A 21,311-nucleotide genomic window follows, 5' to 3' on the forward strand; every position below is an offset into this window, starting at 1 on the left:
AGAAAGTCGATGCAACTCACGATCAAAATGAAACTGATAGGCGCGTTCGCGGTTGTACTGCTCTTGATATCGGGGCTCGCGTATATCTCCGTGACTCGTTTGTCCAATATTAACGCTGGGCTTGAACGGGTCGTAACTGTCTCGGCAAACAATGTGCAACTGGCCGCTGACATGGAGATTGAGTTTCTGGCCATGGAAGCAGCCCAGGCCGAAATGCTTCTCGCAACCGAACCCGAGCGGGTTGCCGAGCTGCACGACTCGATCAAAAAGCACCTTGAAACACTCGCCACGTATCGCGCAAGAATTGGTGAGACAGCCGATGAGTATGCCCAAAACGAACTGGCAGCCTTTGACGCCACTTTTGCGGGCTATCCAGAGATCGGAGAGCGTATCGCGCACTATATCGAAGAAAACACAGATGTACGCTCTGTTGAAGTCTTCCTTACGGAGGGATCAACGGCCCTTGCCGCGTTCAATACTCAGTTCGAAAAAACTAACAAGGCGTTAACAGGCGTCCAGACAAGCGCGTCAGCAAACGCCCTCTCCGATATACATGGGCGCGTAAACTCAGCCTTTCTGGCTCAGCAGTCAGGCTTGCTGGCCTCTGACGATGCAGCGCGAGAAGAAAGCTTGAAATCTGCCGAAGCAGGCTTTGCCGCCGCGGTCGCAGCGGTTCAGGGTTTTGAACGTTACGGAGAGGTTTCAGCGCAGGATCTCGCCGTCTTCATCGACACGGTCGGGCAGCTGCAATCGACTGCGGCCGCCTCAATGGAGCTGGCCCTCGAGCACACCAATGCCAAAGCGAAAGCCTTGTTCATCGGGGAAGGTGCGGCAATCATCAACGTCGCAAAGGATCATTTGCACAAAATCCTTAAGCACAACCAAGATATAATGGTCGAAGAGAAGGTTGCTGGCGCGGCCATGTTCGAAGCCGCCCAAATGAAAGTCTTCGGGATGTCTGTCATAGCCATAGTTGTCGGCCTCGGTGCGGCAATATTCCTCTCTGTTTCCATCAGTCGCGGTCTTTCTCGCGCTGTTGAAGTGGCGCGCAAAGTCGCCGTCGGCGATAGCAGTGTGGATATATCCGTCAAATCCCGCGACGAGATCGGTGATCTGATGACGGCTCTTGGTGAGATGAACGCGGAGCTTGGCAAAATGGCGAAAGTCGCCGACAGTATTGCCGATGGCGATCTGACCACAAATGCACAGCGCCGCTCGGAGAGCGATGAGCTGGGTCTTGCCCTTGAAAAAATGGTCGAAAAACTCCGTGAGGTAATGACCGGCGCCTCTATCAGTGCGTCGGGCGTGGCAGACGGCAGCCAGGCGATGAGCGCGACGGCCGAACAGTTGAGCCAGGGCTCCACAGAACAAGCCGCAGCGGCCGAGGAAGCCAGCGCAGCAATGGAAGAGATGTCTGCAAATATCCGACAGTCAGCGGATAACGCAGCGCAAACAGAAAAGATCGCGGTACAGGCGTCCAAAGAGGCCGCTGAGTCTGGTGAGGCAGTCACGGAAGCCGTTGGTGCGATGAAGACCATCGCGGAAAAAATCAACATCATTCAGGAAATCGCCCGCCAAACCGACCTACTTGCGCTCAATGCCGCCGTGGAAGCGGCGCGCGCAGGGGCACATGGCAAAGGGTTTGCGGTTGTCGCCTCTGAGGTACGGAAACTGGCGGAGCGTAGCCAGCAGGCAGCAGCTGAAATCGGTGCCCTCTCCTCGAGCACAGTAGATGTCAGCGAGCGCGCAGGAGAAAAACTCAACTCTCTGCTTCCCAGCATTCAACGCACCTCGGATCTCGTTCAGGAGATTTCGGCTGCCACCCGTGAGCAAAACGTCGGCGCAGAGCAAATCAATCAGGCAATCCGGGAACTCGACAGCGTTATTCAACAGAATGCGGCGTCTTCGACCGAAGCCGCCTCGGTCTCGCAGGCACTGGCAGCCCAATCCGACCAGCTGCGCGGCCTCATCGCTTATTTTGATCTTGGATCCGGCAGCCCTCAGGTTTCGAAAGCAGTTGCCTCCACGCCTAAAGCCATAGCCAAACCGAGGGGAAAGCCAGCACCGCAGAAGAAAGCCCCACCAACGCCAGAAGCCGACTCTGAAGGTTTCGCGCTGGACATGGGGCCGGAAGAACTCAGTGATGACGAGTTCAACCGCGCGCAATCCGCATAAGGGACCAGATCATGCAGAGTGCACTCTTGCGGTCTGAGGTTCTGGCTGGCACGCAATCCGACGCCGGCGAGGAAACCAATACCGATGGCCTCGCGACCTACTTGTTGTTCGGCATGGGCACCCGCAACTATGCGACGGATGTCTCAAATGTCAGAGAGATTGTCGATCTTGCCGAGATCCGTCCGATTCCAAACGCACCGCATGATGTTTTTGGTATGATCGATCTTCGCAGCCAGTCGATCCCGGTCATTGATCTCGCAGCGCGGATGCAGGTTGAGGCCACGCCAGAGACAGACGCACGCATCATCGTGTTTGAGTTTGGCACGCCAGATACGTTGAGATGCCTCGGCATCATTGCTGACCGGGTCATCAGTGTTTCCGAGATAGCGACCGGCAATATCGAAACTCTGACCCATGCAATCTCAGGATGGCAAGGCGATGGCGTAGTGGGTGTTATACGATCTGGCGACATGCAATCGCTGGTCCTAAGAATTGAACATTATCTCAATGCCCCTGACTTGCCGGGAGAGTTTGATTTCGGAGACGGCTGAACAGGCCAAGATACGAGGAATGCCGGGGGCATTTGGTGAAAAAGTGGGACTGAAATATGGGTTTTTACCAGGTTGCTGACCTGAATGCTGCACAGTGTCAATTTCTGACCGACACCGCCTTGAAGGCGTCAGGCGTGAATGTCGACCCAGACAAAAGAGACTTTCTGCATCTGCGGATTTCACGTCGGCTGAAGGCGCTTGGCCTCGACAGTTTTGATGATTACATCGGAATCCTGAAACGGGAGCCGGGAGGACCTGAAACCCGTCACTTGGTCGAGGCGCTCACCACGCACACGACCAGTTTTTTTCGTGAGGGCCATCAGTACGAATGGTTTGAACAGGAGGGTATCAAGCGCCTTCTGACCAGCCAACCCGAAAGTGCGGGCAAGCTCACCGTCTGGAGTGCCGCCTGTTCAACGGGCGTCGAGCTTTGGTCTGCTGGCATGGTGTTGATGGATCGTCAGCGTCAGGCCTTTGATTTGCGTGACTTCGCGTTGATTGGAACGGATATCTCGCAAAAAATCCTAAAGACGGCGCATTCTGCCACTTACAGTACCAATGAAATCACCGGTGTCTCGCCACTGCGCAAGCAACGCTATCTCATGCAATCCAAGCGTACCTTTGGCGCGTCTGATCAGCACTACCATCGCGTGATCCCCGAACTGCGCCAGAAAGCCCGTTTTGAACAGATCAACCTCAGTGCACTTGGCAGCGCGCGGCCGTTCACAGTGGACGTGGCCTTCCTGCGGAACGTCTTGATCTATTTCGGAGAAGAAATGCAAAAACAGGTCCTTGATGGCGTAATCTCGCGTCTGCGTCCCGGCGGTATCCTCTTTACCGGTCATTCGGAGGCCGTCCCCAAGCGCGATGACCTCGATACTCTTGGCCCCTCAATCTATGAAAAGGTTTGACCATGCCTCTTAATCGCTCTGGCCCTCCCTACAAAGTACTCGTCGTTGATGACAGCGCTGTTGTGCGCCAGTCGATCCAAGCGATCCTTGACGGCGATCCGGAACTCCAAGTCGTTGCCGTTGCGTCCGATCCTTTTGTGGCCGCTGAACGCATCAAGAAACAAGTTCCTGATGTCATCACGCTGGATGTGGAAATGCCACGGATGGACGGCATTACGTTTTTGCGGCGATTGATGGCGCAAAAACCGATCCCCGTCGTAATGTGTTCGACCCTTGTCTCGGACAATTCCGAGACATTATCTCAGGCGCTCGAGGCGGGTGCCGTTGATATCGTTCTGAAACCTGAACTTGGTGTGAAAGAGTTTTTTGAAGACGCCTGTCTGACCTTGCGCGATACGGTAAAGGCTGCAGCACAGGCGCGCATCCAGCCCAAGCGCGCGGTGAAGATCGAAAAGAAGCTAAGCGCTGATGCCGTTTTGCCCCCGCCTTCACGCGCGATGGCACGTACCACTGAAAAGATCATCGCGATTGGGGCCTCAACCGGTGGCACGGAAGCGCTAAAGGTCGTTTTGGAGGCAATGCCGCACGATTGCCCGCCTATCGTGATCGTTCAGCACATGCCAGAGACGTTCACGGAAGCCTTTGCCAAAAGACTCAACGGCATTTGCGCTATAGATGTCAAACAAGCCAATAACGGGGACCGCCTGTTGCGCGGCCAAGCCCTGATTGCACCAGGGAACAAACACACGCTCTTGCAGCGAAGCGGCGCGACCTATTCTGTCGAGGTGAAAGATGGACCACTTGTGGCACGCCATAGGCCATCCGTCGATGTGCTGTTTCGATCAGTCGCAAGAAACGCAGGCAAAAACGCTGTCGGCGTCATCATGACGGGCATGGGCGATGATGGCGCCAGAGGCCTGAAAGAAATGCGCGACGCCGGCGCAGATACTGTTGGCCAGAATGAAGAAACCTGCGTTGTGTATGGCATGCCCAAAGAAGCAATGAAAAGCGGCGGTGTTGACGAGGAAGTACCGTTGGATCGGATCTCTGGAATGATCTTGCGACTGGGTGGAAAATAAAGTCTTCAGAGGAGGAGTTTTGCCTCCAGGCAGACCTCATCCACCATCGCAATACGATCTTCCATTGGTAAGCCCAAAAGAAGCCTTTTGAAGGCAGAAAGATTTTGCTTCCGTTGCGGAAGTTTCGCTTCTGCCAGAGACCACCCATCGAAAAACAAAGCGGCCGTTTGTGCAGAGAATATTACTGTCATGTTATTATGGCGGCTGTCACCGGATATCCGCAACACGCAATCAGCCAACGCTTCTTTATCACCCTCAAGGTACTGAAAGTAGGTATTTTTATCCCGAACCAGAATCCCGGAGACACCGCTTCGCTGATTATTTTTCCGGCTTGAACGCAAAATTTCCCGGAAGACATCGTCGGAATGATCAGCGACATCCGAGAAATACGCATACTTCCAAAAGCATCTCATCGTGAAATCATACCAACGAGGGGTTGTTTGTAAACGACCATGCAAGATGACTGGCGATTTTTGTTCGTCGATACCTCGAACATGCACGGTGTTCTTGCAAATAGGACAATTGCGATACCAAAGATTAATTAGTTGCAATTCTAATGCTTAAGTCTTTGCCCACTCTTCACGACTAGAATGCCCCTGGGGAAAAGGGTCGAAGTGGAAAGTTTATGGAACTCAGATTCATGCAGATGGCCGATCAAATTGATACGATCGGGCGCAACGTCGCCACATTCTACGAACCGGTTGTCGCCGATATGCACCAGGTCCGCATGCAGGCGCGCCACTTTGAGAAGCTGACCGAGAGCCTGAAGGTGGCATCGCTGTCGTCAGGACTGCCACGTGATGTGCAGGACGCAAGTACAATATTGCATGCGGCCACCTGTCTCCGCGACGTTATAGGCAAGGCGCGGGATACTGTCTCCGATCCCCGTCTACAGAACATTTTCAACCTTATGCAATCTCACTGCGACCACCTGTTACGATGCAGCAAAGAACTCAACTCGCTCTCATTTCTTATGCTGGTCACAACCGCCAGCGCCGCAGAGTCCGGGTTCACCATAGAGCACCTCGTTACTGATTTGCGCGAGATGGCAAAACAATTGAATACCACCTCATCGGACATCAGTAGCACGCTGTCTGTTGTCGACGCTGTCCGGCAAGATACGGCTAAAGTGCTCTTTGACACCTATAAAGTCATAGACGTTACACTTGAAGATCTTGATGCGCCTGCTGCCACAGGTCCTTCGCAAAGGGTTGAGCGCGTAAAGGGCGAAACACCTGAGCACATGGCAGAGCGGCTTTCGGCCGATCTCGGGCGTCTGCTACCGGGCCTTGTGGCCTGCATGCAGCATCCTGATGCTTTTGCACAGCGTTGTGCCCATATCGCCGAAGCCATTCGTCTGCTGGACGAGGACTTAAACGAAGACACCGATCTTGCCTTGCGAACACTGGTCATCGCGCAGCTTGATGATATTTGCGAGGAACTGGACCTCATCCAGGCTGATGCGCTTCGCACCCTCCGTGACATCGCAGAAAAGGGCACTGGCACACTCGAACTCTTCCACCATCATTTGAAGAATGACACCCGGCTGAACGAGATCGACGCCGAGAAACAAAAGCTTACGGATACAAGTGGGAGACTCACCCAAATCAAGAATCGCTCTCAAGCCGCACTTGCTGATCTCTCTGAATGTGTGAAACGGTTTTATGGCGTAGAGAGCATATTCAATGAGCTTGATGCAATGCGGGAAGGCGTTAGAATATCCGCCCTCAATGCCGATCTTTCAGAAAGGCGAGCAGAGATCAACATGCCAGAATTGAGGTCCGTCACAGAAGCCGTGGGCGACTGTGCCACGGCCTGCGGCACCGCAATCAGACATCTTGGCGATCTCTACAAAGAAATCCATCACGTGTTTGAACAAATCGACGAAACCGCAATTGATGCAGCAATTGATGTTGTCGAAAATGTACTGGCTGCATCGCACGCATCACTCGATGCGCTCTCGGGCCAATTGGAGACGATACACAGCGCTACTGCAGATTGCTCCAAAGCGCTCACGGAACTCGTTGACCTTGGCAACTCCGCGCATGCGCGGATCGCTTCAAACGTCATGGCAGCAAAGCAGCTACTGCAAATCGCCAATGATCTTGGGAGCGCGGTTGAGCACCTGACCCTAGACCCTGAAAAAGTTGATGGCGGGGTAATGTCCCGCGTATTTGACACTTATAGTATCGAAACCGAACGGAAAGTTCATTACCGGGTTCTACCTCCGAAAGCGGAAAACGAAACCAAATCTCAAGAATACAACGGGAATCAGGAAAGCGACGACCCCTTGGAGGGGCTCTTGTTCTAGGATCAGGACCCTAAGCGTAGGCCAGGGGATATCCACAAAAATTGGCAAGTGTTTTCCGCCCCCACCTTCCATCTGTCATTCTGATGGGGTCATTGGATCATGATGATCGCTGGAAAGAATTTTCTACATGGAGACTGCATGAAGGTCCTCCCGGTTGGCGGTCGCGGTCGTTGGAATCGGAGCCTGTCGGGGCCGTGACGTTCAGCGCTGCTGTGGCCATGACCCTATGCACAGATCCGCTCTGCGTCCGCATCGTTCCACCCCAGCGCACATGAAAGCTCTTGCGACATTTCCGACAGTGCTTTGCCGATCTTATTTCGGGTAGCGGGCGTAAACACCCGCACGGACGCGGTCGCGCCAATGGATACCGTCGATCCGGCACCTGTTTTTGTCAGTGTCGTCGCAACCGAACTTATACCACGTTCCAGCTCCTCAACACATTCGGCGTACCCTTTGGCGCGAATGGCTTCCAGTTCTGCGGCCAAATCCTCCCGGTTGGTGATCGTATGCTCAGTGTATTGCCTGAGTTGCCCCTTCAGTTCGTCACGAGACAAAAGCTCTGGCGACACGGCGGCAATTGCCTTTGCGCAAGAGCATGCGTGCAATGGCCGCTTCCCAATGCCGGGGTGAAGGTAAGACACGCCCGTTTCCGGTGTGGCTACGTGAAGGATCTCGACCCAATGCCCCCGCAGTCGGGACAAGAAAAACGCGGCACCATAGGCGCTTGCGGCATTGGCGAGTACAGGGGCAATCACTTCCAGCAATGCAGGGTCCGAATAATCGCTCAGCGTGATGCGTCTCAATCTTTTCCCGATCGCAAACGAGCCTCGCGCAGGAGACTCGAGCAGACCGGAGGAAACAAGATCCTGCACCAGCCTATAAGCGGTGGGTTTGGGGAGATCAGACTGCGCGCAGATATCCGCCACGGTCGCGCGCCCTTTTTGACCGACCACTTCCAAAATAAAAACTAAACGTTCGAGGTGCATTATTCTCACTATACGATAACTGCTTTTTCGATATACGATACACCAAACAGAATCAAGGGAGGGAGAATATGATGGATGGAGCATGCTGCGGACCGGGCTATGGGAGCCCGCAAGAAGCTATCAAAGCCCCCCGGGAAAAACTGCTTTACTCAATTGCCATCTACACCGGGACCGGCATCCAGAAGCCCGATTACCTTGCGACTGTGGATGTAGACCCCGAAAGCCCGACATATTCGCAAGTGATCCACCGGCTGGAGATGCCGGGGATAGGGGATGAGCTTCATCACATGGGCTGGAATGCCTGTTCGTCCTGTCACGACGACAATTCGATGTCACGCAAATATCTGATACTTCCCGGCGTGCGTTCCAACAAGCTCCACATCGTCGATACCGCCACGGACCCGCGCGCGCCGCGGTTGCACAAGGTGATCGATGGGGCCGAGATCAAGGCCAAGGCCGATCTTTCCGGCCCGCATACGGTGCATTGTCTGGGTTCGGAGATCATCATTTCCTTTCTCGGAAACGCCAAGGGAGAGGCTCCGGGGGGCTATTTGCATCTCGACAAGGAGTTCAACATCGTTGGTCGGTGGGAAAACTCCATGGGCGACATCAAGTTCGGCTATGATTTCTGGTACCAACCCCGCCACAACGTGATGGTGAGTTCGGAATGGGCTGCGCCCAATACCTTCATGCCGGGCTTCGATCTGGAAGAAGTGGGACATCTGAAATACGGACGTGAACTGCACTTCTGGGATTTCGAAAAGCGCGAGCCGGTCGAAAGCTTTTATCTGGGCGAGGACGGGCTGTTGCCGCTGGAGGTCAAGTTCCACCACGACCCCGACAGCACGCACGGTTTCTGCGGGGCGGCGTTGTCGACCAACGTCATCCACTGGTGGAAGGACAATGACGGCGCCTGGAAGTGGGAAAAGATCATCGACGTCGAAAATGAGATGCACCCCGAATGGCCGATCCCTTTGCCGGGGGTGATGTCAGCGATCCTGATATCGATGGATGACAAATATCTTTATCTGAACAACTGGCTGCATGGCGATATGCGCCAGTACGACATTACCGATCCACATAACCCCAAGTTGACCGGCCAGGTTTTCATGGGGGGGCTATTGGGCAAGGCGCCGGTCGTGAATGGGGTCGAGATGGCAGGCGGGCCTCAGATGTTCCAACTCTCTCTTGACGGACGCAGGCTCTATGTCACGACGTCGCTCTTCTCGACATGGGACAACCAGTTCTATCCCGAGATCCGCGAAAAAGGCGGAGTGATGGTGATGATAGACTGCGATCCCGAAAACGGCGGCATGAAGATCAACGAGGATTTTGTCGTGGACTTCGGCAAAGAGCCAAATGGCCCCTCGCGATGCCATGAAAGCCGATATCCCGGCGGCGATTGTACAAGCGACATCTGGCTATGACGACGCATACCGTGACAATCGCCAATATGGACAGCGCGAGATATGATGTGGACGCGCGGCGGCCTCTTTTGGACACGCTGCGCGAACAGGGTGTCGATCTGCCCTATGGCTGCAAATATGGCGGCTGCATCACCTGCGCGGCGAAATTGAAGGCAGGTACAGTGGACCAGCGCCGACAGGTCGCGCTCAACAATCGGCAAATCAGCAACGGATATGTGCTCCTTTGCGTGGCGCGCGCGACATCCGACATCACCTTGCAGATCGGGGTCGAGAGCCATGACAAGCTTTATCGCAATCCGTTTCTCGACCCGCTTGAACCCCACGAACTCAAGGCGGACATTGCGACGCCGAAGGAAGGTTAACCGATGCCCGAAGCAGATATCGACCACATCTACGATTACGACCCAACATACATCGCTGACATCCTGAAATCGGTGAACACCATTGCTATGGTTGGGGCGAGTGCCGACAAGACGAAATTCAGCTACGGCGTGCTGCGACAACTCAGCGAAATCGGCTATGATATACTGCCGGTAAATCCCAACCCAAATGTCACAGAGATCAGGGGCCTCAAGGTCTACCGCACGCTGGAGGAGATCAACAAACCCGTTGATATGGTGGATATCTTCCGTCCCAAGGAGGAATTCTATAGTCTTGCCGAGAAGGCCATCGCGATCGGGGCCAAGGTTCTTTGGGGACAGATCGGCGTATACGATGACGAGGCAGCAAAACTCGCCGAAGATGCTGGTCTCAAGGTTGTCATGAATAGGTGTCCGAAGATTGAACTCTTCCGCCCGTTCTGGAAGCCGCGTCTTGATCTAAAGATATGACTGCAAAGCGGTGGAAAATGGCCTTTTCAGTATCCGAGCAGGACGCGAGGTAAGACAATCGTCATCCGAAAGAGCTGACAAGTAATTTCGCTCGTTAGCTAAGAGGTCGTCGCGGAAATTCGGACCAATTGTCAGGGTGTATCGCATGAAAAAAGTGAACGGGCCAGGCATCCAGGAAACTAGGGGCACCTCACAGTTGAGGGTTATTTCACAAGAGAGAGTTTCCGGCACATCGTAACCACCAAGGAGTGGGGATGAGACAGAAATCCGGAACACGTCAGAGCCAAGGTGAGAAGGTCGTCAAAGACATCCGCCTTGCGACACGCATTGGAAGAGATGCCGGACTGACCTGACCATTTATCCGCGCAAGACGATCATGCGTGGAAAGACGACATCGCCCTGATCCTATATTCCGACACAGCGTTTGCCGCATGCTGGAAAGCCGAACGCGTCAATTCCAGGTCGTCGGTCCTGAGGACCAGAGACGAATATAGTTTCCCGGGCGACTTGAAGACACCATTGGCGCGCAGGGTGCTGTTCCAGATCTCGTTCAGCTTGGGGTCGCTGTGTTTTGCACTGCGATAATCGATCGGGTCGGTTTCGGTGAAGTAGACGTCAAACACTGTCGGGTCGCCACAGATCCGATGGGCGATACCCTGCTTGGAGAGCGCGGCGGATTGCATATCCATCAGAGTCTGGCCCAGTTCGCGCAGCCGTTCATACTGTCCCGGACGCCGGAGGATTTCCATCGTTTTGAGGCCCGCAGCCGAGGCCACCGGGTTGCCCGACAGCGTGCCAAGCTGCATAAGCCATTTTTCCACCCCCACGGCGGCCTTGTCGAAATGCGACATGATTTCGGTGCACGCACCAAGCGCCGCCAAAGGAAAGCCGCCTCCGATAATCTTGCCCAGCGTGCAGATATCCGGCGTCACGCCATAACGTTCTTGTGCACCGCCATAGGCAAGGCGAAAGCCGGTGACGATCTCGTCGAAGATCAGCAAAACGCCGTGTTTATCGCATAAATCACGCAAGCCTTGCAGGAAACCGGGTTGTGCGGGGATGATGCGTTGCAACGGCTCTGCGATGATTGCAGCAATGTCGCTGTGTTCAGCCAGAAGGGAGGCGACCGCCTCTAGATCGTTGAACGGCGCGATCAGCATCTCGTCTGCCACACACTCGGGGATGCCTGCACTGTCGGGCACGGCAGTGGGGAAATTGACGTGTTTCGAAGGCGCGAGGCTCATCTGCGCCTCGGCGGACATACCGTGATAGCCGCCCTCGAATTTCAGAATCTTCGGCTTGCCGGTATAGGCGCGTGCAAGTCGGATGGCATACATATCCGCCTCGCCGCCCGAAGTAACAAAACGCACCTGTTCACAGCAGGGCACGGCATCGACGATGGCCTCGGCCAGTCCGATGCCCTTCACATTATTGGCGAAAAAGGTCATGCCTTTGGGCAGTTGTTCCAGCACCGCCTCCATCACTTCGGGGTGGCCATGCCCCAAAAGCATCGGGCCAGAACCGATCAGGTAGTCCACGAATTCGTTGCCGTCCTCGTCCCAGACGCGGCTCCCCTCGCCCCGCGCAATCACGATAGAGGCGTCGAAATTGCCGAAACCGGCGGCGGGAAGAACCGCGCGAGCGCGGGTGATCCAATCGGCTTGGGAGTGAATGCGATGCATGTGATTAATCCAATATCAGGTCGGGTGTGCCGAGGCAGTCCTGGTCGATGGCAATGCCCAGACCGGGGCCATCGGGCGGGGTGATGCGGCCATCGGCGCGCGTTGGCGCGTCAGGTGCGAGGCGCGGGCTGACATAGCCCGACAGATCGCAAACGTTCAGAACACGGTTCGGCGGAGTTGCGGCCCCGAGGTGCAGTGCTGCTGCAGTGACGATATCGCCGCCCCAGGTGCATTCGATGCACATCTTCGCCCCAAGATGCAGGCACAGGTCACGCGCGCGGCGCGTGGCCGAAAGCCCGCCGAACTTTGACAGTTTCAGCGCGACCGCGTCCATGATTCCAAGCCGGTGCCCCTCAAGAAGCGTGGCCGTATCATGTGCCAATTCATCCAGCTTCATCGGCAAACCCGTGGCCGATTGCACCCGCGCGCAATCCTCCAGCGTGGCGCAGGGCTGTTCCAGCATCACGTCCAGTTGCGCCGCGCCGCGGCCGACGCGGATCGCGTCAAGAGTGGTCGCACCACAGTTCCCATCACCGTAAACCAGCGGGCCGCGGCCTACCGCCTCGCGTACCTTGGCCAACCGTTCGACGTCCGTTTGCCAATCACCGGATGCGCCGAGCTTGGCCTGGAATTGGGTAATCCCCGTCGCCTTCGCCTCGCCTGCGATGCGGGCCATTTCATCCGGTTCAACACAGGTAATGGAATGGTACAGCGGCAGCGTGTCCTGGCGACGTCCCCCCATCAGGGCATGGATCGGCAGCCCCGCAGCCTGTCCGGTGATATCCCAAAGCGCGATGTCCAACGCGGATTTCGCGTAGACATGTCCGTGCAGAAAGGCATCGGCCTTGGCCATCAGTGCCCCGACGCCGACAGGATCGCCCCCAAGGATCACCGGCGCCAGTTCCTGCAGGGCCGGCGCCACGCCACGGGCATAGGCGGGAAGGTAATGCGGGATCGGACAGACCTCGCCCCACCCCGTCAGCCCAGCATCGGTGTCGATTGCGATAACGACCGTTTCCACCGTGTCGCACGTCTTGCCATCGGCCATATGATAGGCCGTGTGGCTGGTAAGCGGCAGGTGCCAGAGGCGCAGCCGCGTAATGTGCTGCCCGACACCGACGGTCATCAGGGCAGGGGCGATGATCCGGCTCACTCCGCAGGCTCCTGAACAACATCCGCACGCGGAGCCAGACTTTGCGGGTCGTAGCCTGGTTCACCAAGCACGCGGGCCGCACGGGGTTTGCCGTGGATGATCACCTCCAGCGCGGTTCCGGGGTCCGCGGCATGCGGTTTGATATAGGCGAAGGCAAGGATTTTGCCGACTGTATGGCCATATACCACGGAGGCAATGGACCCGACGACCGCGCCATCCAGCGTCACCGCCTCCCCGCCATGCCCGTCGATCGCACTGGTTTGACCTACCGCTTCGCTTTTTGAGGCCACGACATCCGGCCCGATCTCCAGATAGGCGCAAACCCAAGGCCGATTGGTGTTCAACGTCTTGTCCTTGCCAAGATATTCTTTGTCCGCCCGGGCAAAGCGCAGCACATCGGCTTCGGCCAGAGTGACCTCGTTTGTCAACTCGCCCGCGCCTTTGAAGCCTTTTTCCATGCGCAACACATTCATCGCAAAGCTGCCATAATCGGCGATGCCATATGGCTCTCCGGCCGTGCGCAGGGCGTCATAGACATCCGCCATGGCCGCGAAGGGCATGTGCAGTTCCCAGCCCAATTCTCCAGCATAGGACATCCGCAACGCCCAGACCCCGTGCCCTGCAACGTCGATCAGTTGCGCCGAGAGCCAGCGAAATGAACCATTGTCGAGCCGGGCATCGGTGCAGGTTCCCAAGACGTCTCGCGCATGTGGCCCGTTGAGCGACAGAGCGCCCCAACTGTCTGACAGGGCGGTAACGGTAACGTCCTCTTTGTCGCGTTGGTGCTTCAGATGATCCAGCAAGCGCTGTTCGAAGAAGGCGGCGCAGACAAGGTAGAATTTGTCCTCGGCCATGCGCACGATCGTCGTTTCCAACTCGATCCGCCCACGACGGTTCAACATGTGGGTCAGTGTAATGGACCCCGAGTTGTCTTTGATCTCTACTGCTGCGCTGCTTGAGGGGAATTTCTGCGGCATCCGGTTAGCGGTCAACCGATCCAGCAGCGCATAGGCATCCGGCCCCTCGACAAGCACTTTGGTGAAGGCAGTGACATCCATGATCCCGACACGTTCGCGCACGGCCTTGACCTCGGCCCTGACCATGTCGTCGACGATTGTGCGGCGGAAGGAATAGTGATCTTGCTGCGCCACGCCATCTTTGGCGAACCAGCGTGGTCGCTCGAAGCCATAGACCTCTTCGAACACGGCACCCTTGGATTTTAGCATTTCATACAGGGGAGAAGGCTTGATCGGACGTCCCGCCAGACGGTTGAAATGCGGGAAGGGGATTTCGTGGCGCAGGCAGTAGTCTTCCTTGGCTTTCACCACCTGCCACTGCTTGTTCGCATAGCCGCCGAACCGGCGCGGATCATAGTCCCGCATAGAGATATCGGCGGCCCCATGCGCCATCCAGCGGGCAAGTTCACGGGTCAGCCCAGGCCCCCAGCCAATGCCGATCTGCGTGCCGCAGCAGCACCAGTAGTTGCGCACGCCCGGCGCAGGTCCAATCAGCGGGTTTCCGTCCGGCGGATGACTGATCGCGCCATGCACGACGCGCGTGATGCCAAGCTCTGCGAAAATCGGCATGCGGTTCAGGGACTCTTCGAGCCACGGCATGACGCGATCAAAATCTGCCTCGAACAACTCGTTCTCGGCCTCCCATGGACAATGGTCCTCCCAGACGGTATTGGGATTGGCCTTTTCGTAGATGCCGATCAGGCCCTTTTTCTGCTCCATGCGGATATAGCCGGATACCTTGCGGTCATCGCGGATCACCGGCAATTCGCGCTCCAGATCCTGGAATTCCGGCACCTCGTCGGTGACGAAATAATGGTGCGTCATCGAGGTCATTGGCAGTTGCAGACCGGACCATTCGCCCATCTGGCGGGCATAGGTGCCGCCCGCGTTGACCACATGTTCGCAGGTGATTGTGCCCTGCTCGGTCTCGACCACCCACTCGCCGCTTTGTGCTTGCGTGATGTTGGTCGCGCGGCAACGGCGGATGATCCGCGCGCCCTTGGCCCGTGCGCCCGCCGCCATAGCCATAGTCACGTTGGTAGGGTCAACATGCCCGTCATCGGGCGTGTGCAGCGCACCAAGAACGCCGTTGAGATTGTAGAACGGGTGCAATTTGGCCACCTGTTCCGGCCCAACCAACTCGATGTTGAATCCCAGCGCGCGCCCAACCGAGAGGGTATGGCGCAGCCAGTCCATTTCATCCGTCGTATAGGCCAGCCTGAAAGACCCACAACCGTGCCAAGTGACCGCCTGTCCTGTTTCGGCCTCCAACCCGCCGGAATAGAGCCCGATATTGTAATCCACACATTTGCCAAGGCTGAAGCTCGAGGTGGAATGCGTGATCTGCCCCGCCGCATGCCAAGTGCTACCGCTGGTCAGTTCGGCCTTTTCAAGCAGAACAACGTCTGGTCCCCATCCCTCATGCGCGAGGTGGTAGGCAAGCCCAACCCCCATCACGCCTCCGCCGACTATGACCACGCGGGCGTGGCTGGGAAAACTCTTCTCCGACATGGTCGCTTCCTTTGTCCGGGAGTCGCAAAATATGTGGACAAGCTATGGGGACGTATGTACCAATGTCAATTATGAATGACACAAATGTATCAATCAGTGTTCTCGAACGCCTCACCGAAGAGTGGGACGCACTGACCCCCGAAGCACAGAAAGCTGCGCGCTATGTGCTCGAAAACCCCAATGACGTGGGGGTTTCGACCGTGCGCGAGATTGCCGAGGCAGCGAATGTCAAACCCAACACTTTCGTGCGGATGGCGCGGCAGGTGGGGTTCGAAGGCTACGAGGATTTCCGCGCGCCGTTCCGCGAGGCGATCCGAAGTGGTGCGGCAAGCTTCCCTGACCGCGCGCGCTGGCTTCAGGACATCCGCAAATCCGGTGATCTCGGCGGTCTCTATGCAGAAATGGTCGAAGGTGCGATACGCAACGTCGAGGACACCTTTGCAGGCATCGACTCGCAGGCGCTGAATGCCGCGGCAGAGGCCATTTGGGCGTCGCGTCAGGTTTTCACCTTGGGCGTGGGCGTGAACAATGCAAACGCCCGCAACTTCACCTATCTGGCGTCCACCGGCATGACGCAGTTCCATGCCATTCCCCGCCCGGGCTCCACCCCGGTTGACGATCTGGCCTGGGCGGATGAGCGTGACGTGCTGATCGCGATGACCTACCGCCCCTATCGGTCAGAGGTGATCGAGGCGGTGCGCATTGCCCGGGAACAAGGGCTGACGATCATCAGCCTGAGCGACAGCCCCGCCAGCCCGATTATTCGTGCCGCCGACTACGGGTTCGTCGCCGCGGTCGATACGCCACAGTTCTTCCCGTCATCGGTCTCGACCATCGCCCTGCTGGAAACTTTGCTTAGCTTCGTGATCGCTGCGGCCAGCGACGAAATCGTCGAACGTGTCAAGAAATTCCACCACCGTCGCCGTCAACTGGGCATCTATGCGGAGGATTCAGATTGAACGAGATGCCTCAGCCAGTGCGGTCGCTCGCCGCGCGCTACTATACCGACCCACAGATATTCAAGGCGGAACAGGCAGGTTTGCTTGCGCGGACATGGCAATTTGCCTGCCACACCAGCCAGTTGGAAAACCCCGGCGATTACGTCGCGTTCGCGATGGGCGACGAAAGCCTGTTCTCGATCAAAGGGCGGGATGGTGAAATCCGCACGTTCTACAACGTCTGCCAGCACCGGGCGCATCAGCTTGTATCGGGCGAAGGGTCCACCCGTGTTGTGGTCTGCCCCTATCACGCCTGGACCTATGAATTGACCGGCGCGTTGCGTGCAGCGCCAAATGCAAAATCCGTCCCGGGCTTTGACAAATCCAAAATCTGTCTGACAGAAGTGCGCACAGATGTCTTCCTCGGCTTTGTGTTCGTGAATCTGGACGACGACGCAAAACCGATGGAAGACTGGTTCCCAAATGCCCACACCGAATTGGAAGCCTTCGTGCCGAACTGGGCCGAGCTAAAGCCGCTTGAATGGGTGGAAATCACCGAGAATTGCAATTGGAAGGTCTCGGTCGAGAACTATTCCGAATGCTACCACTGCACCCTGAACCACCCTACCTTTGCCACCGGCGTGATCCGGTCCGAAACCTATGATATCCAACCGCAGGGCTATTGCCTGCGTCATACGACCGAATGCAATGATCTCAGCCAGATGGCCTATGACATCGAAAGCGGGTTCGACAACCATGACAAATATTCATCGTGGTTCCTGTGGCCGATGTTCTCGTTTCAGGTCTATCCGGGCAATTTATTGAACACGTATCACTGGCGCGCGATCGATGCCAATCACGTTGTGGTCTGGCGCGGCTGGTATTCCGTTGGCGGCTTTGACGACGAAACGGTGCGCCGAATGGCGCAGCAGGACCGCGCCACCACGGTCGAAGAGGATATACATCTGGTAGAGTCGGTCCAGCGCGGGCTCAAGTCTCGTGGCTACGTGCCGGGGCCGCTGGTGGTCGATCCGGGGTGCGGGGTCAATTCGGAACATTCCGTCATGCATCTGCAAAGCTGGATGCGGGAGGCGATTGATGGTTGAGATGGCACCGTACTGGCAAGACTACGTTGATGGTGCCTTGGGTACAGGCGGCGTGGAACCCCGTTCGGCGGCTATCGCCGCGAGGCGCTTAGCAACGGCGTTACTCAGGATGAAATCCGAGCCGTCATCCACGTGCTCGGCATCTATTGCGGCGTGCCGCAAGCGCTGGAATGTTTCCGCGTGGCGCGACGCGTCCTGGAAGAGGCCTGACGTCTGAGATCATCTGAGCAAACCCAAGAGAGCGCGCGCGATCAGATAAGAATAATCTCTTCAGCTACTCTCTGGGAAAAATGACCGAATGGGTTGCGTGGATGGCTCCTGCATAGCAAGGCATTTCTCTTGGGTGCCTGATTCTGCATGACCGCCCCACGCCAGTCCTTGACACCCGGGGAACATCCGCCCCTTCCCGCTTTGGCGACAACCTTTTCACCCATTGCCGTACGGGGGCAGATCTGACTTTGACGTCCGCGCGTTTACCACAGCGCGCGGATCATGAACGGCAAAAGGCGGCGCTGGAAGGCCACCTTTCCTGTTCCAGATATGTGACTAGGGATTCCACTCCCGCTCTGCACGGGTCAGGTTGAAGAGCAGGTCGCTGATGCTGCCCCCTGCCCGCAGGTCATTCATGATAACTGTCGTCTGCTGACCCAGATCGTCGGTGACAATCCACTGGCGCAACTCGACCGGGTTGGCTGTAAATACAAGCTGAATATTCCCGTATTCGGGATGGTCCGGGTCTTGTGCCGTGATCGTCGTCGTTGTCCCGTCCGAGGTCTGGTTCGTGACCATGCGTTCGCGGGTCAGATCGACATTCTCGCGCAGGATCAACCCCAGTGGCGTCAGGTTCAGCTGCATCTTTTCAGGGCCAGTGTTTGAGCGCGGATCAAAGATGGCCAGCACCCCGCCCTGCCCGATCACGAGAGATTTGTCTGGCGGGTTATATTCAAACCTGATCCGGCCGGGCCGTTTGATATAGACCGTTCCCGTTGACAGGGTTCCGTCGCTATTGATCTGGGTAAAACCGGCCTCGGCCGTTCTCAACTGGTTAAGATACCCAGAGATTTGTCCAAGGCTGAGCTGCTGGGCCGTTGCCGCACCGGACTGAAGGATGAAAAAGATCGCGAGCGCGAAAGATACGATACGTTTGGTCATGTGCTTTACCTAAATGTTCGGGCGCCTGTTTGCACCTGTTTGATGCGCCAAACAACAGCATGCGACCCCGCGCTAGGCGATATCATGCCCTTTGATTATAGATAGCGCAGCAGAACCAGTCCGTATAGCGGAGCTTTGTCAGCCCCTGCACCAGTCGCGCGACAGCCTGCCAAGGGCGCGCGACGACCCTAGCGCACCCAGATTTCGACGCGGCTGTTTGTCTCGCTGTCCACCTGACCCTGATAACAGGCAGCCGGTGCAACGCCACCAAATCCATAGGCTGATACAGAAAGCACGTTTTCCGCGATCACATCAGGCGCAAATAAACCAAACGCCGCCTGCATTTCGTTTGCCACGCGTTCGGAAACATCAATCGCCGCCTGATCTCCGTTGGCACTCTCTGCGAAGCCGATGAACAGTATCTCTTTACCTGCATAGCTGGCATCGCCCAGCGCATCTGCAAGCGCGACAAAGGCAGCGCGGTTCCACGCCCCTTCCGGTCCGCTGACAGCACCACCGATCAATGTCGGGCTCAGGCGGTCTGCATCAAAAAGCAACTCGAACATCTTTGCCGCGGCGGGCTTGTCGATGTCACTTAGTGCGGAATCCAGCACGCTGACGACACGGTTGTTGTTCGCTGCGGCCTCTTGCAGCATGGGCGATGCGTCAAGAAATCCTTGGCCGGCAACAGCGGCCTGTGCTGCACGGGTCGCGGCATGATCCAGAAGCTCAGGCATCAATGTTGCGCGCGGCGGGCCTGCATAGGTCGCCGTGATAGGGCGTATCAACGGATAGTCACCGGATGTAATCGAAAAGGGAGTCGCAGCCACGGCAACGTCGCAGCCGCCCGCAACCGGTATAACCATACTGTCATCGGCCTGACCAAAGCTGACAACCGCGATACTTCCGGGAAAGCGGGTCACGGAATTCACAATGCCGACTTCATCGGGTATTGTCAGAACACTCTTTGCCACAGTCTTGCCCGAAGGTGCCACGACAAGTTCGGAAAACTCGCTGTGCAGTCCGGACGATGCAGGCAATTGCAGAGGCAGGATACGCAAGTCGGCGCCGCCAAGCTCGGACCAGTTTGTCACGTCACCGGCGTAAATCCCGGCAAGCTGCGCGAGAGTGATGGCCTCCAGCCCAATCCCCTCTGCGACGACCACCTCAAAGGCGTCCAGACCCAAAAGCTGATGTGATAAAGGACCGGTCAGGGACCAGTCGGCGGGGCTTTGATGCACAAACTCCGCCGCTCCGGTCAATGGTGTGACGGCAACGGCAATATCCGCGTTTTCTGTAGTGTTAGCAAAGATCACGGAAACATCTTCCTGACGGTCGGCGTTTGTCAGTTCAATCTGGCCGGGCAATGTCAAGCCGATGCGTGTATCGCGCTGGCCAGACAGGACAAACGCACCCGTCGACGTGCGAAACATATCGGCATAGCGCGGGTCAGAAAAACCGATCGAGAGCGTTTCGCTCACAGGCACAGCAGCGGGCGCAGGATCAGCCGCCGCCGCTGTAGGCTGCGCCCCAGACGAGGCGGCGGGCACATCATCAATAACCACTGCGGCAAATGTGTTTGGTGGAATATTGAGCGCGGCATCAGACAAAATGGTCAAACAGCCGAACCCGTAGCAACCAACATCGCTTGCCGGCACATTCACCTCACCCACAGAAGTAGCGACCGTCAACAGTACCCCGTCAAACGCGATGACCTCCCCCTTAACAGAGATAAGCCCGTCAGATGATCTCAACTCTACCTTCTGGGCGGTCAGAACCGAGGGAGCAACAGTGCACAAAAGCGCAGTGGCGATTTTCTTCAGCATTAACTTTCAGAACTCCAGTGATGAGCTTAAGATCCATAGGTGGACAAAGGCCATATATGTTTCCGCTAGATCAAACCACCTAATACGGGCAGAAATGGGATGTATATCAAGGTAAGTACAAACTGACACCGCGCACGCAACAATTGAATTCCTCTTTGATTTTCGATGCAAAGAGGTGTGTTGGTTACAACACAACTCTTGCTTTGAGACGGGTTTGACGCATTTGACAACATTTACACGTGGTGCAGCCTGCAGCGTTTCGCGAAAAACCATTCTCACAGCTTTTCGGGAAACGCATAACAACGGTCAAATGACATAGGCTCAGCACCCATTAATTGAATTCAATTAATTCTCTGATTCAGCTATCCGAAAGAACGGCAGGACCTTTCCAGACATCACTGCTTTTGTGATCGCTTATGCCGGCGCGAAAAAAGCAGCCACAAAATGGTCCCATGTCACGGCGGCCCGCCAGCACAAAAAGGGCGGTTGTCGGCGCGTTGCACACCCGACCACCGCCGTAAGATGGATCTTGATCCATCCCCACTGCAAATGCGCCGCGCCTAAAACTCCACCACGGCGCGGATTGATTTGCCTTCGTGCATCAGGTCGAACCCGTGGTTGATTTCGTCCAATGTCAGTTTGTGGGTAATCATCGG

The 21,311-nt window shown here is 56.4% G+C and carries 17 protein-coding genes and 2 pseudogenes; 11 read left to right on the forward strand and 8 right to left on the reverse strand.

Annotated elements, in window-relative coordinates; translation table 11 throughout:
* Positions 1-9 precede the first annotated feature (9 nt).
* Genes C8N45_RS09720 through C8N45_RS09735 form a run of 4 tightly spaced genes read left to right on the forward strand, consistent with a single transcriptional unit; the run spans position 10 to position 4,716 of the window.
* Entirely contained in the window at positions 10-2,175 is a 2,166-nt protein-coding gene (locus C8N45_RS09720) for a methyl-accepting chemotaxis protein (RefSeq protein WP_108386036.1), read from the forward strand.
* A gap of 11 nt (positions 2,176-2,186) precedes the next feature.
* Entirely contained in the window at positions 2,187-2,726 is a 540-nt protein-coding gene (locus C8N45_RS09725; RefSeq protein WP_108386037.1) for a chemotaxis protein CheW, read from the forward strand.
* Positions 2,727-2,782: 56 nt separating this feature from the next.
* Complete coding sequence (locus tag C8N45_RS09730) at positions 2,783-3,637, forward strand: CheR family methyltransferase (RefSeq protein WP_108386038.1); 855 nt, start codon at positions 2,783-2,785, stop codon at positions 3,635-3,637.
* A gap of 2 nt (positions 3,638-3,639) precedes the next feature.
* Positions 3,640-4,716, forward strand: coding sequence for a protein-glutamate methylesterase/protein-glutamine glutaminase (locus C8N45_RS09735; RefSeq protein WP_108386039.1), 1,077 nt, complete (start codon positions 3,640-3,642; stop codon positions 4,714-4,716).
* A 5-nt stretch (positions 4,717-4,721) separates the two neighbouring features.
* Here C8N45_RS09735 and C8N45_RS09740 read toward each other — a convergent pair whose 3' ends face one another.
* Positions 4,722-5,267 (reverse strand): BLUF domain-containing protein, encoded by a 546-nt coding sequence (locus C8N45_RS09740; protein WP_133175964.1) that lies wholly within the window; start codon positions 5,265-5,267, stop codon positions 4,722-4,724.
* Positions 5,268-5,341: 74 nt separating this feature from the next.
* Between C8N45_RS09740 and C8N45_RS09745 the strand changes: the two genes are divergently transcribed.
* Complete coding sequence (locus C8N45_RS09745) at positions 5,342-7,027, forward strand: hypothetical protein (RefSeq protein ID WP_108386041.1); 1,686 nt, start codon at positions 5,342-5,344, stop codon at positions 7,025-7,027.
* Positions 7,028-7,251: 224 nt separating this feature from the next.
* Here the strand turns inward: C8N45_RS09745 and C8N45_RS09750 are convergent, their stop codons facing one another.
* A complete protein-coding gene (locus C8N45_RS09750) occupies positions 7,252-7,830 on the reverse strand; it encodes an IclR family transcriptional regulator domain-containing protein (RefSeq protein ID WP_245882623.1) in 579 nt (192 codons plus the stop codon).
* A gap of 48 nt (positions 7,831-7,878) precedes the next feature.
* Positions 7,879-8,097, reverse strand: a pseudogene (locus C8N45_RS24005) (helix-turn-helix domain-containing protein); the annotation flags it as partial.
* On the opposite strand from C8N45_RS24005, the gene C8N45_RS09755 reads away from it, so the two are divergent.
* Genes C8N45_RS09755 through C8N45_RS09765 form a run of 3 tightly spaced genes read left to right on the forward strand, consistent with a single transcriptional unit; the run spans position 8,082 to position 10,270 of the window.
* On the forward strand, positions 8,082-9,440 hold the full coding sequence (locus tag C8N45_RS09755; RefSeq protein WP_108386043.1) for a selenium-binding family protein: 1,359 nt from the start codon (positions 8,082-8,084) through the stop codon (positions 9,438-9,440). The pseudogene C8N45_RS24005 and the gene C8N45_RS09755 sit on opposite strands and share 16 nt — an antisense overlap.
* The gene (locus C8N45_RS09760) at positions 9,437-9,802 is read left to right on the forward strand and encodes a 2Fe-2S iron-sulfur cluster-binding protein (protein ID WP_108386044.1); all 366 of its coding nucleotides are present in this window, start codon (positions 9,437-9,439) and stop codon (positions 9,800-9,802) included. The genes C8N45_RS09755 and C8N45_RS09760 overlap by 4 nt, the downstream gene beginning before the upstream one ends.
* Positions 9,803-9,805: 3 nt before the next feature.
* A complete protein-coding gene (locus tag C8N45_RS09765; protein ID WP_108386045.1) occupies positions 9,806-10,270 on the forward strand; it encodes a CoA-binding protein in 465 nt (154 codons plus the stop codon).
* Between the two features lie 374 nt (positions 10,271-10,644).
* Here the strand turns inward: C8N45_RS09765 and C8N45_RS09770 are convergent, their stop codons facing one another.
* The 3 genes from C8N45_RS09770 to C8N45_RS09780 are packed head-to-tail and all read right to left on the reverse strand — an operon-like array spanning position 10,645 to position 15,633.
* Complete coding sequence (locus C8N45_RS09770; protein WP_108386046.1) at positions 10,645-11,952, reverse strand: aspartate aminotransferase family protein; 1,308 nt, start codon at positions 11,950-11,952, stop codon at positions 10,645-10,647.
* Positions 11,953-11,956: 4 nt separating this feature from the next.
* The gene (locus tag C8N45_RS09775) at positions 11,957-13,078 is read right to left on the reverse strand and encodes a mandelate racemase/muconate lactonizing enzyme family protein (protein ID WP_108386084.1); all 1,122 of its coding nucleotides are present in this window, start codon (positions 13,076-13,078) and stop codon (positions 11,957-11,959) included.
* 23 nt (positions 13,079-13,101) lie between these two features.
* Positions 13,102-15,633 (reverse strand): FAD-dependent oxidoreductase, encoded by a 2,532-nt coding sequence (locus C8N45_RS09780; protein WP_108386047.1) that lies wholly within the window; start codon positions 15,631-15,633, stop codon positions 13,102-13,104.
* Between the two features lie 71 nt (positions 15,634-15,704).
* On the opposite strand from C8N45_RS09780, the gene C8N45_RS09785 reads away from it, so the two are divergent.
* The 3 genes and pseudogenes from C8N45_RS09785 to C8N45_RS09795 form a co-directional block, all read left to right on the forward strand.
* Complete coding sequence (locus C8N45_RS09785; protein WP_108386048.1) at positions 15,705-16,592, forward strand: MurR/RpiR family transcriptional regulator; 888 nt, start codon at positions 15,705-15,707, stop codon at positions 16,590-16,592.
* A 5-nt stretch (positions 16,593-16,597) separates the two neighbouring features.
* Positions 16,598-17,677 carry an aromatic ring-hydroxylating oxygenase subunit alpha gene (locus C8N45_RS09790; RefSeq protein ID WP_108386049.1) on the forward strand — a complete coding sequence of 360 codons (1,080 nt, stop codon included), beginning with the start codon at positions 16,598-16,600 and terminating at the stop codon, positions 17,675-17,677.
* A gap of 78 nt (positions 17,678-17,755) precedes the next feature.
* Positions 17,756-17,887 (forward strand): annotated as a pseudogene (locus C8N45_RS09795) (carboxymuconolactone decarboxylase family protein); the annotation flags it as partial.
* Between the two features lie 336 nt (positions 17,888-18,223).
* On the opposite strand, the gene C8N45_RS09800 reads toward C8N45_RS09795, so the two are convergent.
* Together C8N45_RS09800 and C8N45_RS09805 are read right to left on the reverse strand one after the other, a co-directional pair.
* Complete coding sequence (locus tag C8N45_RS09800; RefSeq protein ID WP_108386050.1) at positions 18,224-18,829, reverse strand: LolA family protein; 606 nt, start codon at positions 18,827-18,829, stop codon at positions 18,224-18,226.
* Between the two features lie 188 nt (positions 18,830-19,017).
* Complete coding sequence (locus C8N45_RS09805) at positions 19,018-20,655, reverse strand: substrate-binding domain-containing protein (protein WP_108386051.1); 1,638 nt, start codon at positions 20,653-20,655, stop codon at positions 19,018-19,020.
* Positions 20,656-21,311: the final 656 nt, after the last annotated feature.

Origin of the sequence: Yoonia sediminilitoris, from assembly GCF_003058085.1 — a bacterium.
In the GTDB taxonomy this organism is placed as follows: domain Bacteria; phylum Pseudomonadota; class Alphaproteobacteria; order Rhodobacterales; family Rhodobacteraceae; genus Yoonia; species Yoonia sediminilitoris.